Below are 17098 nucleotides of genomic sequence, written 5' to 3'. Positions count from 1 at the left end.
CCTGACCGGGAGAACGAAGAATAATCCACAAGTCGGGCAAACCGGATTTTGCCCTCTTTTCTTGGGATATTCCGGGAGGGGTGCCGTGGCACACGAACCGGGTTCGAGCCGTTTCTGCCAGCGCTGCGGATCACACGTCGGCACCCTGGCCCAGTGCCCGCGCTGCCGTGCCGAGCAGAGCCCTCCGGAGCAGCCCGACGCGCCCTTCACCCCCGCCCCCTTCGCCACGGCGTCCTCTTACACCGCGCCATATCCCTCCGGTCCCGAGCCCGAGCGGCTGCGGCGGCGCACCCCGGCGTGGCGGCGCGCCCCGGTGCTGATCAGCCTGGCCGTGGCCATCCTCGCCTTCGTCGTGACCTGGTGGCTGGTGACCGCCAACCCCTCGCAGCCGATCCAGAACACCGGCGCGGGCCAGGGCGTCGCCCCCAGCAGCCCCGCCACCGCTCCCGGCACCACCGGCCAGGAGACCGGCCCGGAGGCCGAGGAGAGCGGCCCGGAGGCCGAGGAGACCGGTGGCGGCGGGTCCTCGCCCACCGCGACCGGCCGCTCCTCGGAGCGGGCCGCCAGGCAGCAGGCGCAGGAGCTGGAGGAGTTGCTGGCGAGCAGCCGCGACGCCCGCTCCAGCCTGTCCGCCGCCATCACCGCCGCCACCCGCTGCGACCCCGACGGCGTGCAGGCCATCCGTGACATCACGGTCAGCCGCCGCGACCAGCTCGCCACCGCCCAGACGCTCGCCGTGAGCGCGCTGAAGGGCGGGGCCAGGCTCAAGGACGCGCTGGTCGACGCGCTCGACGCCTCACACGACGCCGACGCCGCGTTCCTGGCCTGGGCCGGACGGCACGTGGCCGAGGGCTGCGAGGGCCCGGTCGAGAGCGACCGCGACTACCGGCGCGGCCTGGACAGGTCGGAGGCGGCGCAGCAGGCCAAAACGCGTTTCGCGGCGGCGTGGCGGCCGATCGCGGAAACGTACGGACTGACGGTCTGGAAGCCCGACCAGATTTGATCTCCCGCCATTTCCCCGCACCGGCGAATATGGAGTAATCGGCGAAACGAAGGAGTACGCATGTTCATGTTCATGCCGCGCTCTCTGTTCAGGCTGGCGGTCGGCGCCGCGGCCGGCTACCTGCTGGCCGTCCGCCCCTGGCACCTGCGCTGGGGTGCCGATGACCGCGAGGTCCACGCGGAGATGCCCGGCGACGACCTGATCGGGCAGCCGCAGTACCAGGCGACCAGGGCGATCACCGTGGAGGCGCCCGCCGCCGTCGTCTGGGCCTGGCTGATCCGGCTCGGCGGTTACCAGCCCGACTCCCCGCCCCGTCCAGCGACGAGCGGCCACGAGGAGCCGCCCGCCCAGGAGCAAGAGGGGCAGCAGGCGCAGCAGGAGCAGCACGGGCTGAAGGTCGGTGACGTGCTGCAGGGCGGGTCCGGGTTCATGGTGGAGCAGCTCGACCCGCCACGGACGCTGGTGCTGATCAAGCGGGGCGACGACGCCGCCACCACGTGCTCCGTCTCGCTGCGCGACCTGGAGGACGGCAGGACCCGGATGATCTTCCGGGTGCGCATCCGCGCGCAGCCGAACGTGCGCGGCACCACCTACCTCGCGATGCAGGACGTCGGCGACTTCCTCGCGGTGCGCCGGCAGCTGCTGACCATCAAGGAGCGCGCCGAGTCCGTCCAGCGGTGACTCCTCCCCAACACCACGGCCGCCCCCGGTTCTCCAGGGGCGGCCGTGGTGTGCGGGCCGAGGTTGACGGGAACGCCTTCACACGCTTACGGTTCCGGCGATCGACGAAATATATCGTCACGTATCCGAAACTTTCGGAGGCGCGCCATGTTGCGAGGACTCGTCGCGATCAGCCTGCTCGGCTTACCCGCGGTGCACCCGGCACATCCCGCCGACCCCCCGGCCATCACCGTGAACGAGCGCGTCCGCCACCAGGAGATCGACGGCTTCGGCATCTCCCAGGCGTTCCGGCGCAACGAGCTGCTCGAGGCCCTGCCGGCGGACAAGCAGCGGGAGGTCCTCGACCTGTGGTTCGACCGGAACAAGGGGGCCGGGCTGAGCATCCTGCGGCTCGGCATCGGCTCCTCCCCCGCCGGCAGCCCGTACGACCACATGGTGTCGATCCAGCCCGAGAACCCGGGCGGCCCTGACGCCCCGCCCAAGTACGTCTGGGACGGCGACGACAACAGCCAGGTCTGGGTGGCCAAGGAGGCCCAGCGGTACGGGGTGAAGCGCTTCTTCGCCGACGCCTGGAGCGCCCCCGGCTACATGAAGGACAACGGCGACGACAAGAACGGCGGCACGCTCCTGCCCGAGTGGCAGCGCGCGTACGCGAACTACCTGGTCGCCTACACGAAGTTCTACGCCGGGGAAGGCATCAAGATCACCGATCTCGGGTTCACGAACGAGCCCGACTGGACGGCCACGTACGCCTCCATGCGCTTCACCCCCGAGCAGGCCGCCGAGTTCGTCAAGGTGCTCGGGCCGATCGCCAGGAACACCAAGCTGGTCTGCTGCGACTCCTTCGGCTGGAACGAGTCCAAGGCGTACACGGCGGCGATCGAGGCCGACCCCGAGGCCCGCCGCTGGGTCAAGACGCACACCGGCCACACCTACGCCAGCCCCGTGGACGCCCCGCTCCCGACGGACAGGAAGACCTGGATGTCGGAGTGGAACCCCAACGGCACCACCTGGAACGAGGCGTGGGACGACGGCAGCGGCTACGACGGCTTCACGATCGCACAGGCCGTGCACGACGCGCTCACGCTGGGCGAGGTCAGCGCCTACGTCTACTGGCTGGGCGGCTCGCGCGGCACGACCAGGGCGCTGCTGCAGCTCGACGAGGTGGCCAGGGAGTACCACGTGTCGAAGCGGCTGTGGGCGCTGGCGGCGTACAGCAGGTTCATCCGGCCCGGCGCGGTGCGGGTGGAGGCGAGCGCGGCCGATCCGGCGCTGAAAGTTTCAGCGTTCCGCAACCCCGACGGCTCGCGCGTGATCGTCGCGCTCAACACCGGCACCGCCCCGGTCACGTGGAAGGGCGTGCACGGGCGGGCGACCGCGTACGTCACCGACAACACCAACGACCTCACCCCGTCCGCCGTGACGGGCCGCACGGTGACGTTGCAGCCGAGGTCGCTCACCACCGTCGTCCTCAAGTGACGCACGTGGGCCCGGCGAGAGGCGCAGCTCTCGCCGGGCTCAGCCCTTCGTCCCGGTGTGGGCGATGCCCTGGATGAACTGCCGCTGCAGGAAGACGAAGACCGCGATCACCGGCAGCGAGGCGATCAGCGAGCCGGCCATCAGCACGGGGTAGTCGGTCTGGTACTGCCCCTGCAGCGAGGCCAGCCCGGCCGACAGCGTCATCTTCTCCGGGTCGGTGTTGACCACGAGCGGCCAGAACAGGTCGTTCCACGCCCACAGCAGCGTGAGCACGGCCAGCGCGACCAGCCCGGGCCGGGCCAGCGGCAGCATGATCGACCAGTAGATCCGCCACGGCCCGGCCCCGTCGAGCCGCGCCGCCTCCTCGATCTCGCGCGGCAGGCCCAGGAAGAACTGCCGCAGCAGGAACACCCCGAACGCGCTGAACAGCCCCGGCACGATGATCGCCTGGAGGCTGTTGAGCCAGCCCAGCGCGGACATGATCTGGTACTGCGGGATCACGAAGAGCTGCGGCGGCACCATGAGCACCGACAGGAACAGCCCGAACAGCAGGTTCCTGCCGGGGAAGCGGAGCCGGGCGAAGGCGTAGGCGGCCATCGAGCAGAACAGCACCTGGCCGGCCACCCGCCCCGCCGCCATCAGCACGGTGTTGAGGAACTGCTCGCCGAACGGCAGCAGGTCGAAGACCTTCGCGTAGTTGTCCCAGCGCCCCTCGGGCAGGAACGTCGGCGGCACGGCGGTGGCGCTGCTCAGCGTCTTGAGCGAGGTGATGATCTGCCAGGCGAACGGCGCCACCATCAGCAGCGACGAGATGATCAGTACGGCGTGCACGCCCAGCGGGCGACGCTCAGACATAGTGCACCCACCTGCGCTGGAGCCGGAACTGCAGGACTGTCAGCACCGCGATCAGCACGAGCAGCGCCATCACGATGGCGGCGGCGTAGCCGCGGTCGTCGGTGACGAAGGCCCGCTCGTAGAAGAGCTGCACCACGGTCTGCAGCCGCGAGTACGCCGGGTTGGCCCGCGCCGCCTGCCCGGAGCCGGTCATCACGAAGACCAGGTCGAACAGCTGCAGCGAGCCGATCACCGAGACGATCGAGATGAAGAACGCCGTCGGCGACAACATCGGCAGCGTGATGCTGAAGAACTGGCGGACGCGGCCGGCCCCGTCCATGGCCGCCGCCTCGTACAGCTCCTTGGGGATGGCCTGCATGCCGGCCAGGAAGATGATCAGGTTGTAGCCGACACTGCTCCAGACGCCCACCACGATCAGCGCGTACAGGGCGGTGGCCGGGTCGGCGATCCAGTTCGGGCCGTCGATGCCGGCGAGCGCGAGCACCTGGTTGATCAGGCCGTAGTCGCCGTTGTAGAGCCAGCGCCAGAGCATCGCGACCGCGACCGGCATGGTCACCACGGGCAGGAAGAACGCCGTGCGGTACAGGGTCACGCCGCCCAGCCCCGGACGGTTGAGCAGGGCGGCGAACACGATCGCCAGCGGGATGCCGAGCAGGCCCAGCGCGGTGTAGGTGAGCGTGTTGAGCACCGCCCGGCCGACCTCGGGGTCGGCGATCAGGCGGGTGTAGTTCTCCAGGCCCGTCCAGGTGTGCCCGCCGAACGCGCCCCACTCGGTGAAGGAGAAGTAGGCGGTCTGCAGGACGGGCCACAGGTAGAAGATCGCCAGGCCGAGCCCGGTGGGGGCGATGAACGCGTACCCCCACAGGGCCTCGGTCCGCGGTCCGCGGCTCGCCACGTGTCTCCTGCGCGTCATTCCTTGGCCAGCAGGTCGTTCATCGCCGCCGCGAGGTTCGCGGCTGCCTGCTCGACCGGCACCTCACCGGTCCACGCCTTGGTCAGGTGGGTGAGCTCGGCCTCCTGCCAGGCGGCGGTGTTCTTGGAGACGGGGTAGGGCACCGCGTAGGCGACCGCGTCCAGGAACGTCTGCAGCTTCCACTCGGGGTGGGCCTTGACCCAGTCCTGCTGGGTGCCGTTGTAGGCCGGGATCGGGCCCTTCTTGCCGAGCAGGTCGGCGGCCTGCTTGGAGCCGAGGAACTTGACGAACGCCGACGCCTGCGCCGGGTGCTCGGTCTTGGCCGAGACCACGTTGGCGACGCCGTGGATGATCGTGGCCTGCTTCTCACCCCTGGGCAGCGGGGCCACGTCCACCTTGTCCTTGGTGTAGTCGTTCTTGCCGAACTCGGCCACGTTCCAGGAGCCGCCCCAGTACATCGCCAGCTTGCCGGCCTCGAAGAGCTGGAGCGGGGTGGTGTCGGTCATGGTCTTGAGGTCGGGCGACTGCTTGGCGGCGATGAGGTCGGTCCAGAACTTCAGGCCCGCGATCGTCTTGGGGTCGGCGTAGCCGGACTGCTTGCCGTCCGGGGAGATCACGTGGCCGCCGGCCTGGTAGATCGTGTTGTACTGGTATTCCTGGAAGCTGGTGAGCTGGGCGCCGACGGCGTAGACGCCCTTGTCGGCGTCGGTGAGCTTGGCCGCGGCCTCCTTGAAGTCCGTCCAGGTCCAGTCGTCGGCCGGATACTTCACCTTGGCGGCGTCGAAGAGCGTCTTGTTGTACCAGACGCCGACCGTGTCCATGTCCTTCGGCAGGCCGTACAGCTTGCCCTCGTAGGTGTAGAGGTCCACCAGGGCCTTGGGGTAGACCGAGGTGTCGATCTGCTCCTCGATCGGCTTGATCACGCCGTTGGAGGCGTAGAGCTGGAAGTTGGGGCCGTTCATCCAGAAGACGTCGGGCGCCGCGCCGCCGCTGACCGCGGCCTTCATCTTCGTCCAGTAGTCGACCCAGGGGGTGAGCTGGACGTCCACGGTGATGCTCGGGTAGGTCTTGGTGAACTCCGCGGCCAGTTCCTGCATGACCGCCTGCTGGGTGGCGTCCCAGACGCCGTAGGACAGCTTCACCCTCTCCTCAGGCTGCGTGTCCGTGCCGGCCTGCTCACCGCCGCCGCACGCGGAGGCGAGCAGTGCCACGCAGAGGAGCGCCGCACCGCTCCGTGCCGACTTCCACATCTCCCGGTCCTCTCCTAGAACGTGGGAGTAATGATGGAGTCCATGGAAATTGTTGGCAAGAGTGGCCGTGTTACAGATGTCTCACGGGCGGCTCGCGAGCGGGGTCCGGCCGTCGAGGAGGCGCTCCTCCACGTCGTCGAGCGCGAGGCGGACGGCGCCGAGCACCACGGCCTCGTCGCCGAGCGCCGACATGCGGACCTCGGGCGTGCGGATGCACCAGCGGTCCAGCTCCCGCTTGAGCGGCTCGATGAGCACGTCGGCCGAGCGCGAGAAGCCGCCGCCGACCACGACCATCTGCGGGTCCAGCGTCAGGACCAGCGCGGACGCGCCGAGCGCGAGATCCTTGACGTAGCGGCGCACGGCCGCCAGTGCCGCCTTGTCACCCTCCCGCGCGGCGGCGAACACGTCACCGGCCTCACCGCCGAGGTGATCCTGCGCGCGGATCCAGCCCAGCACCGGCAGCGCGCCGATCTCGCCCGAGGCGTTGCCGAAGCCCCTGTGCAGCTTGCCGTCGATCACCAGGCCGGCCCCGGTGCGGAGCCCGGCCAGCAGGAACACCATGTCCTTGGCGTAGCGGGCCACGCCGCGCCAGCACTCGGCCAGGGCGGCGAGCTTGCTGTCGTTCTCGACCAGCACGGGAGCGGGGGCCAGGCGGCGTACGTGCGCGGCCAGGTCCACGCCGGTCCACTCGGGCAGCGCCTCCGACAGCATCACCTTGCCGGAGCCGTCGACCAGCCCCGTCGTGCCGACGCCCGAGGCCCAGACGTCGCCGCCGGTCAGCCCGGCGCCCGCCAGCGACTCCCCGACCGCCCGGTCCACCGCCTCCAGGCGGTCGAGCCTGCCCAGCTCGGGCGTGACGGGCACGCGGGCGGTGTGCAGCACGTTGCCGTCCAGGTCGGCGACCACCGCGCGGATCTTGTGCCCGCCGATGTCGACGCCCAGCACCCGGCCGGCGTCCGCCCTGAACCGGTAGCGCCTGGCCGGGCGGCCGACCCCGCCCGCCGTGGCGCCCGCCTCCGCCACCCAGCCCTTCTGCAGCAGCTCGCGCACCACGTCCTCGGTGGAGGCCCGCGACAGGCCCGTGCGCTTGGCGACCTCGGTGAGGGTGAGCGACGGCTGGCCCTGGAGCACCTTGATCACGGCCAGCGCGTTGAGCTGCCGCAGCCGCGACAGGTCACCGCCGCTCAGCTCCGCCGCCATCGGCCCCCCTTGCTGTCCGCTTTCTCAGACCGAATAATGATGCTCTCCATGATATTTCTTCGGGGAAGGTTCCATGACTGAGGTGACTCTAGCCGTCGTCGGCGGGGGCCTGCGAGGGCTGACCTACGCGCGCCGCGCGCACGCCACGGGCGCCGGGCGGGTGGTGGCGGTGGCCGAGCCCGACCCGGGGCGGCGGGCGGCGTTCGAGGCGGAGTTCGGGATCCGGCCGGAGCTGGCCTACGACGACTGGAAGGCGCTGGCGGCGGCCGGCCGGCTGGCGGACGCGGCCGTCATCGCTACCCACGACCGCCTGCACACCGACCCCGCGGTGACGCTGGCGGACCTCGGTTACCACATTCTCCTGGAGAAGCCGATGGCGACGGACGAGGAGGAGTCCGTCCTGATCGCCGAAGCGGCCCAGCGCAACGGCATCATGCTCGCGGTCTGCCACGTGCTGCGGTACACACCGTACACGCGGACGGTCAAGGAACTGCTGGACGAGGGCCGCATCGGGCGGCTCGTCAGCGTGCAGCACCTGGAGCCGGTCGGGTGGTGGCACCAGGCGCACTCGTTCGTGCGCGGGCACTGGCGCCGCCAGGACACCTCGGCGCCGATGTTGCTGGCCAAGGCGTGCCACGACATCGACTGGCTGGTGCACCTGTTCGGCCGGCCGCCCGTCCGGGTGTCGTCGTTCGGCTCCCTGTCGCACTTCCGCCCCTCGGAACGGCCGGCCGGGGCGGCCGACCGATGCCTGGACTGCCCGCTGGAGCCGTCGTGCCCGTACTCGGCGCCGCGGCTCTACCTGGGCTGTCTCGGGGATCCCGACAGCGAGTTCTGGCCGCTGTCGGCGGTCACGCCGGGGCGTACGGAGGAGGCGGTGCTCGACGCGCTGCGCACCGGGCCGTACGGGCGGTGCGTGTACGCGTGCGACAACGACGTGGTGGACCACCAGGAGGTGGTGATGGAGTTCGACGACGGGGCGACGTGCTCGTTCACGATGAGCGCCTTCACCCCGCTGGAGCACCGCCGCACCCGCCTGTTCGGCACGCACGGCTACCTCGACGGCGACGGGCTCAGCCTGCGGGTGGTGGACTTCCGCACGGGGGCCGAGGAGATCCTGCACCCGCGCGACCTGACGGGGCCGTCGGCGGCGGACGGGCACGGGGGCGGGGACGAGGGGCTGACCGACGCCTTCCTCGCGGCGGTCGCCTCGGGTGACGCCTCGTTGCTGCGGTCGGACGCGGCGCAGAGCCTGATGACGCACCGGGTGGTGTGGGCGGCAGAACGCGCCCGCCACACCGCCTCGGTGGTCACGCTCTGACCGGCGGTCCCGGCATCGCTACGGACGGCGGGTCAGCGGATGGCCGCGCTGGGCGGTCGGCGGCTTCGGCGCGGCCAGCGCCGCCCGCAGATGCCGACGGGAGCTGACCCCCAGCTTGGCGAAGACGTTGCCCAGATGCCATTCCACCGTGCGCGGGCTGATGAACAGCCGGGCGGCGATCTCGTCGTTGGTGTGCCCGAGCCTGGCCAGCCCCGCGATCTGCGCCTCCTGGCTGGTCAGCTCCGCCGCCGTGGAGACGGTGCGCTTGCGGACGGTCTCCCCGGTCGCCAGCAACTCACGCCTCGCGCGTTCGGCGAAGCAGCGCGCTCCGGCCCCGCTGAACGTCTCGTGCGCCGGGCGCAGCTGGGCGCGGCTCTCCTGGCGGCGGTTGCGCCGCCGCAGCCATTCGCCGTACAGCAGCCGGGCGCGGGCCAGGTGCAGTGTGACCCGGCAGCGGTCCAGATGCTCGATGGCCTCCCGGTAGAGCGCGTCGGCATCCCCGCCGCTCAGCAGCGCCCGCGAGCGGGCCGCCATGCCCAGCGCCCACTCGGTGCCGCTGACTCGCGTGCGCTCGGTGAGCGACTCCAGCGCCGGCTCGGCGAGCTCCGGCTGCCCGCAGCGGACGGCGGCCTCGATGAGCTCGGCCAGCGCCCAGCCGTAGAACCCCAGATCCTCGTACTGGCAGGCCCGCCTGGCCGCCGCCAGCGCGGCGTCGTAACGGCCGAGGCCGTTGTAGAGGACCGCGGTGGCGTACTCGGCCAGGCCGAGGGCACGGCCCTCCCCTCGTGCCCCCACCTCCAGGGCGGTCGTCCTGATGTGGTCGAGCGCCTCGCCCTCCTCGTCACGCCAGGCTGCCAGCACCAGGGACGTGTACATCATGGGGGCGCCGCCGGTCGCCTCGGAGATCGCCGTGGCCTCGTCGATGAGCGCCGCCGCGGCGTCGAACTCTCCGGCGTGCAGCAGGAACCCCGCCTGGTAGGTCAGCGCCATCGGCAGGACGGACAGCGCCCCCGCCTGGCGGGCGCTGGCGACGGCGCCCTCGGCCAGCTCCTGCCAGGCGGCGTCGTCCCACAGCTCGGGCGCGATGGGCTCGGGCGTCACCCGGAACGCCAGCCACAGCCGGCGCCGTTCCGCGTCCGTCAGGCCGGGCTCGCGCTGCTCGCGCACGAGATCCAGCGCGTGCCGGAGCGCGGGGGCGCCGGCGGCGGGGCCGTCGACGATCAGACCGGCCATGCTGTCGAGCAGAACGTCCACCATGCGCGGCGGCGCGGGCGGCGGTGGGCCGGCGCGGGCCGCCTCGGCCACCTCCCGCTGTCCGGGGCCGGTGCTGAGCCGGCCGGCGAAGATCGCGGCGCCGACCGCCTCCAGCAGGGTGTCCCTGGCGAGGGCGGCGTCCAGCGGCGCCAGCCGGCGCGCGGCGGCGAGCAGGAGGCGGGGCGCGTCGTTCCCGCGCTCCTTGGCGAACACCAGCCGGGCGCGCAGCCGTTCGAGCCGGGCCCGGCGCAGGTCGTCGAGCGGGCCTGCCTCGGCGGCGGCGAGCAGGGCGTCGGCCTGGGCCGGTCCGCCGGCGTCGATCGCGGCCTGGGCGGCGTCCAGCGTGCGGGCGACTCGGAGGGCGGGGTCGGGTGTCAGCTCCGCCGCCCGGCGCAGGAAGGCCGCCGCCGCGGCGGCTCCTCCCCTGGCGTGCGCCCGGCCTGCCGAGCGCTCCAGCTCGGCGGCGATGCTCTCGTCGGGACGGGCGGCGGCGTGGGCGCGATGCCACGCCCGGCGGTCGGGATCGCGATCGGGATCGGTGGCCTGTGCCAGCGCCCGGTGCACGGCCCGGCGGTCCGGGGCGGCCGCCCGCTGGTAGATCGCGGAGCGCACCAGCGGGTGGTGGAAGCGCACGCCGGCGGCGAGCTCGACGAGCCCGTCGGCCTCCGCGGGCACGGCGGCCCGCGCCGGTGTCCCCAGGAGGGTCGCCGCCCGCCACAACAGGCCGGCGTCGCCGGTGGGCTCGGCCGCGGCGATCAGCAGGAGCCGGCGGCTGTCCTCAGGAAGCGCGCGGAACCGCTGATGGAAGGCGTTCTCCAGGCGCCGCTCCAGGGGCTGCCTGCCGGGCAGCCAGAAGCCCCCCGCCAGCTCGGCGGGGGCCAGGGCGCGGGGCAGGTGCAGCAGGGCCATCGGGTTGCCGTGCGCCTCGGCGACGATCCGGTCGCGTACCGGCGGGTCGAGCGGCACGTGCGCGGCCGAGGCCAGCAGGGCGCGGGCATCGGCCTCGTCGAGGCCCTCGACGGTCAGCTCCGGCAGCCCCGCCAGGTCCCGCATGTCCGCGGGCTCACGGACCGCGAAGATCAGTGCCACCTGCTCGGCCATCAGGCGCCTGGCCACGAACGCCAGCACCTGCGCGGACCCGTCGTCGAGCCACTGCGCGTCATCGACGAGGACGAGCAGCGGCCGGGCCCGGCCGGCGCGAGCCAGCAGGCCGAGCACGGCCAGCCCCACCAGGAACCGGCTGGGCGCCTCGCCCTCCCGCATCCCGAACGCGACCGACAGGGCGTCACGCTGCGGCCCCGGCAGGGCGTCGAGCCCGTCCAGCAGCGGCCCGCAGAGCTGGTGCAGGCCCGCGAACGCCAGCTCCATCTCCGATTGGACACCGGCGATGCCGGAGATCCGAAACCCGGTGGCCCGGCGCGTCGTGTGCTCCAGCAGCGCGGTCTTGCCGATGCCCGCCTCGCCCCGCAGCACCAGGACCGCGCTGTTCCCCGACCGTGCCGTGGCCAGGGCCCGCTCCAGCGCGGCCAGCTCGCGATCGCGGCCTCGCAGTGCCGCTCGGGTGTCGATGGTGGCGAACACGCCCATGGGCTCGACCTTCCTGGCACGCCGCAGCAGGCTCTGCGCGGCCACGACGGGTCATGCTCTCTTGATTTTAGTCCGCTTAGGAGTGTTTCGACAGTTTTGCGAAGTTTGCTGCCACGGGGGCGATCCCCGTGATTCCCCCTGGGGCGATGGCTCTTCCACCTGCGGGATCGTCATCGGGCCAGGCGGCACAGGGCCGCCTGCCGACCGAGGAGACATCCATGTCTGTCACGACCGGGTCCGCCGCGATCCGCCCCTTCACGATCCCCGTCGTCCCCGAGCGCGAGCTCCAGGACCTGCGCGCTCGCATCGCGGCGACCCGCTGGCCGGAGAGGGAGACCGTCGCCGACCAGTCGCAGGGCGTGCAGCTCGCGACCGTCCAGGAGCTCGCCCGCTACTGGGCCGACGAGTACGACTGGCGCAGGTGCGAGGCGAGGCTCGGCGCGCTGCCGAACTTCGTCACCGAGATCGACGGGCTGGACATCCACTTTATCCACGTCCGCTCCAAGCACGAGAACGCCCTGCCGCTGATCGTCTGCCACGGGTGGCCCGGCTCGGTCATCGAACAGCTCAAGCTCATCGAGCCGCTCACCGATCCGACGGCGCACGGCGGCACCGCGGCGGACGCCTTCCACGTGGTGATCCCGTCCATGCCCGGCTACGGGTTCTCAGGCAAGCCCGCGACGCCCGGCTGGGGCCCGGCGCGCATCGCCCGCGCCTATCCGGAGCTGATGAGGCGCCTGGGCTACCAGCGGTTCGTGGCCCAGGGCGGCGACTGGGGCGCGCTCGTCGTGGACCTGATGGCGGCCGACGAGCCGGACGGGCTGCTCGGCATCCACACCAACATGCCCGGCGTCGTCCCGCCCGAGATCGACAAGCTGTTCCAGGGCGACATCACCGGCGCCGGCAACGCCCTGGCGTCCCTGCCGCCCGGCCTGTCACAGGAGGAGCTGCGCACCTGCGAGCAGCTCGACTTCTTCTGGAAGCACGTCGCCTACGCCCTCATGATGGCCACGCGCCCGCAGACGCTGACGGGGCTCATGGACTCGCCCGTGGGGCTCGCGGCGTTCATGCTCGACCATGACGCGGCCAGCCTGGACCTGATCTCCCGCAGCTTCGCCGGCGAGGCCGTGGGCCTGACGCGCGACGACGTCCTCGACAACATCACACACTTCTGGCTGACCAGGACGGCGATCTCCGCGGCGCGGCTCTACGCGGAGAACACCGTCCCGTTCTTCGCGGTCAAGGGCGTGTCGATCCCCGTCGCCGTGAGCGTCTTCCCCGACGAGCTCTACCAGGCCCCGAAGAGCTGGACTGAGCAGGCCTATCCCCGGCTCGTCCACTACAACCGCCTGGACGAGGGCGGGCACTTCGCGGCCTGGGAGCAGCCGCGGCTGCTCACCCGCGAGCTGCGCGACGGCTTCCGCGCCATGCGGTGACCGGACCGGCGCGCGAGCGAGCGGCGACGGGCGCGGGGCCCCGCCGCCGGCCGGTCGCGCCCGCTGATCGGCGGCATCTCCCGAAGCTCCGGGCTCGGGAGGTGCCGCACCACTTCCCGCTCGCCGGCTAAGCGCCGGCCCGGGCCGCCGTCAGCAGGGCGAGCGCGGCCTCGCGGGCGAGCCGCGCGGCGTCGCGCGTGCCCGGATGCTGATCGGCGACGACGGTGCAGCCGGTCACCAGGACGAGCCACTGGCGGGCCAGCGCCCCCGGATCGCCCGCCCCCGCCCTCGTGGCGATCTCGGTGAGCAGCGCCAGCCGGCGTTCGAGGTGCCGCCCCACCAGGTCCAGCTCGGGCGCGTCGTGGTGCTGGGCGGCGGCGTTGAGCAGCGCGCAGCCGCGGAAGCCGGGCTCGCCGTGCCACTCCAGCAGGGCGTCGAACACGGCGGCGAGCTGGTCGGCGGGCTCCTCGCCGGCCGACTCCGCGGCCGTGCGCAGCCAGCGGGTCACGCGCTCGCTGCGCGCCTCCAGCACCGCCTCGATCAGCCCCTCCTTGGAGCCGAAGTGCCGGTAGAGCGTCTCCTTCGACACCCCGGTGACGGCGCACAGCTCCGCCACGCCGACGCCGTCGAGGCCGCGCTCGTACAGGATCGGCATGACCGTCTCGATGATCGTCGCCCGGGTCCGCTCGGGGTCCAGGGTGCTTCCCTTCGGTACTGGCACCCCTAGATGGTACTCAGCGGTTCGATCCCTGCTATCGTACCGATCGGTTCGATCTAGGGAGGATCATCATGCGCGCAGCCACCCCCGCCGTGACGTTCGAGAGCGGCGGTGTGCCCCTCGCCGGGCTGCTGCACCTGCCGTCCGGGCCGGGGCCGCACCCCGTCGTGCTCTTCTTGCAGGGTTTCCCGGGCAACGAGCGCAATCTGGACGTGGCCCAGGCGCTGCGCTCGGCGGGTTACGCCGCCGTCGCCTTCCACTACCGGGGCTCCTGGGGCATGGGCGGCACCTGGTCGTGGGCGAACGTGCTGGAGGACGCCGCCGCCGTGGCCCGTGCCGTGCGCGCCGAGCAGTTCGCCGCCGCGCACCGGCTCGACCCCGGGCGGCTGGCGTTGTTCGGGCACAGCGCGGGCGGATTCGCCGCGCTGATGACCGCCGCCGCCGACCCGTCCGTCGCCGCCGTCGTGTCGGTGGCGGGGTTCGACTTCGGCGCGGTGGCCCGCTCGCTCGACGCCGCGAGCCGCGCCCGGTACGTCGAGGCGTTCGGGGAGGACCTGCTGCCCCTGCGCGGGACGAGTGGCGAGGCGCTGGTGGCGGAGATGGAGCGGGCGGGCGAGCGGTGGAGCCTGGCCGGCCTGGCGCCCCGGCTCGCCGGTCGGCCGGTCCTGCTGATCGGCAGCCCCGACGACCCGGTGTCACCGGCGCGGCTGCACCACCGGCCGCTGGTGGCGGCCTACCGGGGGGCCGAACAGCGCGAGTGGCCCACCGACCACGCGCTGTCCGACCACCGGCAGCCGCTCGCCGAGACCGTCAGGGGGTTCCTCGACGGGGTGCTTCAGCCCCAGACCTCCTGAGCCGTCTCGACGATCAGCCGGATCTTGGCGAACTGCTGCTCCTCCGTCAGCGCGTTCCCCTCCACCGTGGAGGAGAAGCCGCACTGCGGCGACAGGCAGAGCTGATCCAGGTCGACGAACTTGGCCGCCTCGTCGATCCGCCGCTTGAGCGCGTCCTTCGACTCCAGCTCGCCCCGCTTGGTCGTGACCAGCCCGAGCACCACCATCTTGCCCGGCGGCACGAACCGCAGCGGCTCGAAGCCGCCCGACCGCTCGTCGTCGAACTCCAGGAAGAAGCCGTCCACCTTCAGCTCGTTGAACAGCGCCTCGGCCACGAAGTCGTAGCCGCCCGAGGCGACCCAGGAGGAGCGGAAGTTCCCCCGGCACATGTGCGTGGTGATCGTCATGCCGGCGGGCTTGGCGGCGAGCGCGGCGTTGATCTGCTTGATGTAGCGCAGGTGCAGGTGGTCGGCGTCGTCGCCGCGCTCGGCCAGCTCGGCCCGCTGCGACGGGTCGTTCAGGTAGGCCAGGCTGGTGTCGTCGAACTGCAGGTACGTGCACCCCAGCGCGCCGATCCTGCGTACCTGCTCGGCGTAGGCGGCGCTCAGGTCGCGCCAGAACTCCTCCACGTCCGGGTACACCTGGGGATCGATCGCGGCGGGCCCGCCCCGGTAGTGCACCATGCTGGGCGACGGGATGGTCAGCTTGGGCGTGACCCCGCCGGAGACGGTCTCGCGCAGGAACATGAAGTCGTCGGCGAAGATCGGCTCGCGCAGCCGGATCCGGTCGTGCACGCGCAGCGCGGCGGGGGTGTACTCCAGGTCCCCCTCCGCGTTGTGGAAGCGCACCGTGATGTGCTCGTCGTCGGCCTGGCCGACGCCGTCGAGCTGGTAGATGAAGTCCATGTGCCAGGAGGCCCGGCGGTACTCGCCGTCGGTCGCGCTCTGCAGGCCCGCGTCCCGCTGTTTGCGCACCACGTCCCTGATCGCCGCGTCCTCGGCCTCGCGCAGCGCGTCACCGGTGAGGGTCTGGCGGGCGTGCAGCAGCTCGGCGGGGCGGAGCAGGCTGCCGACGTGGTCGGCACGGAAGGGCGGTGAGGTACGCATGATGGATCATCCTTGTCCGTAGAGCTTTCTCAGCGGGGCCTTGAGGAGCTTGCCCGCCGCGTTCTTGGGCAGTTCGGCCACGAAGTGCACGTGTTTGGGGACCTTGTAGCGGGCCAGGCGGCCGTCGAGGTGCTTCAGCAGCTCCTCCGGCGAGGCCGTCGCGCCGGGCCGCAGCACGATCAGCGCCTTGCCCACCTCGCCCCATCGCTCGTCCGGCACGCCGATCACCGCGCACTCGGCGACCGCGGTGTGCTCGTACAACACGCTCTCCACCTCGGCGGGGTAGATGTTCTCCCCACCAGAGATGATCATGTCCTTGACACGGTCGGAGATGCGCACGTACCCGTCCTCGTCGGCCACGCCGATGTCGCCCGAGCGGAACCACCCGTCCGCCGACAGCACCTCGGCGCTCGCCTCCGGGCGCCGCCAGTAGCCGGGCATCACGTTGGGGCCCTGCACGTACAGCTCGCCGGGCTGACCCGGTGCGGCGGGCGAGCCGTCGGGCGCCACCAGCCGCACGTCGGAGAAGAAGCACGGCACCCCGGCCGTGCCGGCCTTGCTGGTGACGCGGTCGGCGCCGAGGAACAGGGCGCCGGGCGCGGTCTCCGTCATGCCGTACCCCTGCATGAACGTCAGCCCGCGCTCCTGGTAGGCCTGGATCAGCGGCTCGGGCACCGGCGCTCCCCCGCACAGCAGGTGCCGCAGGCTCGACAGGTCGGCTTCGACCCAGCGCGACGAGCCCGCGAGGAACTGGAACATGGTCGGCACCCCGGCGATCAGCGTCACCCGCTCCGCCTCGATCAGGTCGAAGACACGCGCCACGTCGAACGCCGGCTCCAGCACCGCCCGCCCGCCCTTGAGCACGGTCGGGATCAGCGCCTGCCCCATGGCCGCGATGTGGAACAGGGGCGCGGCGATCAGCGCCACCTCGTCGTGGCGCAGCGGGACGTCCACGAGCAGGTTGACCGTGTTCCAGGTGAGGTTGCCGTGAGTGAGCATGGCGCCCTTGGGCCGGCCCGTGGTGCCCGAGGTGTACATGATCAGGCACACGTCGTCCTGGCTCACCGGCTCGTCGATCGGCTCGGGCGAGCCGGAGGCGAGCAGGGCCTCGTAGTCGGCGGCCCGCAGGTGGCGCCCCGGCAGCCCCTCGCCGTCGCGCTCCTCGCCCAGCACGAGCAGCGCCGGATCGGCGTCCTCCAGGATGTAGCGCAGCTCCGGCCCGGTCAGCCGGGTGTTGAGCGGCACGAACACGGCCCCCAGCAGCCCCGCCGCGAAGAGCGTCTCCACCATCGCGGGCTGGTTGGCCCCGAGGAACGCGACCCGGTCGCCGCGCCGCACGCCGAGCGCACTGGCCAGCCTGTTCACGCGATCGCGCAGGTCACGATAGGTGTAGTGATCTCCCTTGTACGACAGCGCGACGGCGTCGGGCGTCATGCGTGCCCTGCGTGCCGGCCACGAGCCA

14 protein-coding genes are annotated in these 17098 nt (G+C 72.1%); 6 read left to right on the top strand and 8 right to left on the bottom strand.

The window, feature by feature from the left end:
* The first annotated feature begins 85 nt into the window (after nucleotides 1-85).
* The 3 genes from LCN96_RS56530 to LCN96_RS13200 all read left to right on the top strand — a co-directional run bounded on the left by LCN96_RS56530 (nucleotide 86) and on the right by LCN96_RS13200 (nucleotide 3163).
* On the top strand, nucleotides 86-1003 hold the full coding sequence (locus tag LCN96_RS56530; RefSeq protein WP_263657476.1) for a hypothetical protein: 918 nt from the start codon (nucleotides 86-88) through the stop codon (nucleotides 1001-1003).
* Between the two features lie 60 nt (nucleotides 1004-1063).
* Nucleotides 1064-1684, top strand: a complete 621-nt coding sequence (locus tag LCN96_RS13205) for a hypothetical protein (protein WP_225272889.1) — start codon at nucleotides 1064-1066, stop codon at nucleotides 1682-1684.
* Nucleotides 1685-1831: 147 nt separating this feature from the next.
* Nucleotides 1832-3163, top strand: a complete 1332-nt coding sequence (locus tag LCN96_RS13200) for a glycoside hydrolase family 30 protein (protein WP_225272888.1) — start codon at nucleotides 1832-1834, stop codon at nucleotides 3161-3163.
* A gap of 39 nt (nucleotides 3164-3202) precedes the next feature.
* Here the strand turns inward: LCN96_RS13200 and LCN96_RS13195 are convergent, their stop codons facing one another.
* The 4 genes from LCN96_RS13195 to LCN96_RS13180 form a co-directional block, all read right to left on the bottom strand.
* Nucleotides 3203-4018 (bottom strand): carbohydrate ABC transporter permease, encoded by an 816-nt coding sequence (locus tag LCN96_RS13195; protein WP_225272887.1) that lies wholly within the window; start codon nucleotides 4016-4018, stop codon nucleotides 3203-3205.
* Nucleotides 4011-4913 (bottom strand): carbohydrate ABC transporter permease, encoded by a 903-nt coding sequence (locus LCN96_RS13190; protein ID WP_225272886.1) that lies wholly within the window; start codon nucleotides 4911-4913, stop codon nucleotides 4011-4013. The genes LCN96_RS13195 and LCN96_RS13190 overlap by 8 nt, the downstream gene beginning before the upstream one ends.
* A gap of 14 nt (nucleotides 4914-4927) precedes the next feature.
* Entirely contained in the window at nucleotides 4928-6142 is a 1215-nt protein-coding gene (locus tag LCN96_RS13185) for an ABC transporter substrate-binding protein (protein WP_225272885.1), read from the bottom strand.
* A 120-nt stretch (nucleotides 6143-6262) separates the two neighbouring features.
* Nucleotides 6263-7381, bottom strand: coding sequence for an ROK family transcriptional regulator (locus LCN96_RS13180; RefSeq protein ID WP_225272884.1), 1119 nt, complete (start codon nucleotides 7379-7381; stop codon nucleotides 6263-6265).
* A 73-nt stretch (nucleotides 7382-7454) separates the two neighbouring features.
* Between LCN96_RS13180 and LCN96_RS13175 the strand changes: the two genes are divergently transcribed.
* A complete protein-coding gene (locus LCN96_RS13175; protein ID WP_225272883.1) occupies nucleotides 7455-8702 on the top strand; it encodes a Gfo/Idh/MocA family protein in 1248 nt (415 codons plus the stop codon).
* Between the two features lie 18 nt (nucleotides 8703-8720).
* Here the strand turns inward: LCN96_RS13175 and LCN96_RS13170 are convergent, their stop codons facing one another.
* Entirely contained in the window at nucleotides 8721-11588 is a 2868-nt protein-coding gene (locus LCN96_RS13170) for a helix-turn-helix transcriptional regulator (RefSeq protein WP_225272882.1), read from the bottom strand.
* 173 nt (nucleotides 11589-11761) lie between these two features.
* Here LCN96_RS13170 and LCN96_RS13165 point away from each other — a divergent pair, with 173 nt between their 5' ends.
* Entirely contained in the window at nucleotides 11762-12979 is a 1218-nt protein-coding gene (locus LCN96_RS13165; protein WP_225272881.1) for an epoxide hydrolase family protein, read from the top strand.
* A 127-nt stretch (nucleotides 12980-13106) separates the two neighbouring features.
* Here the strand turns inward: LCN96_RS13165 and LCN96_RS13160 are convergent, their stop codons facing one another.
* Nucleotides 13107-13700, bottom strand: coding sequence for a TetR/AcrR family transcriptional regulator (locus LCN96_RS13160; protein ID WP_225272880.1), 594 nt, complete (start codon nucleotides 13698-13700; stop codon nucleotides 13107-13109).
* A gap of 68 nt (nucleotides 13701-13768) precedes the next feature.
* Here LCN96_RS13160 and LCN96_RS13155 point away from each other — a divergent pair, with 68 nt between their 5' ends.
* Entirely contained in the window at nucleotides 13769-14551 is a 783-nt protein-coding gene (locus tag LCN96_RS13155; protein WP_225272879.1) for an alpha/beta hydrolase family protein, read from the top strand.
* On the opposite strand, the gene LCN96_RS13150 is transcribed toward LCN96_RS13155, so the two are convergent.
* Both LCN96_RS13150 and LCN96_RS13145 read right to left on the bottom strand, forming a co-directional pair.
* The gene (locus LCN96_RS13150; RefSeq protein ID WP_225272878.1) at nucleotides 14533-15636 is read right to left on the bottom strand and encodes a 5-methyltetrahydropteroyltriglutamate--homocysteine S-methyltransferase; all 1104 of its coding nucleotides are present in this window, start codon (nucleotides 15634-15636) and stop codon (nucleotides 14533-14535) included. The two genes, LCN96_RS13155 and LCN96_RS13150, sit on opposite strands and share 19 nt — an antisense overlap.
* Nucleotides 15637-15642: 6 nt before the next feature.
* Nucleotides 15643-17070 (bottom strand): acyl-CoA synthetase, encoded by a 1428-nt coding sequence (locus LCN96_RS13145; protein WP_225272877.1) that lies wholly within the window; start codon nucleotides 17068-17070, stop codon nucleotides 15643-15645.
* Nucleotides 17071-17098 lie beyond the last annotated feature (28 nt).

It is taken from the genome of Nonomuraea gerenzanensis (assembly GCF_020215645.1).
Classification (GTDB): domain Bacteria; phylum Actinomycetota; class Actinomycetes; order Streptosporangiales; family Streptosporangiaceae; genus Nonomuraea; species Nonomuraea gerenzanensis.
Note: the sequence above shows the minus strand (reverse complement) of the source record. Positions and strands in the feature narration are given on the sequence as shown.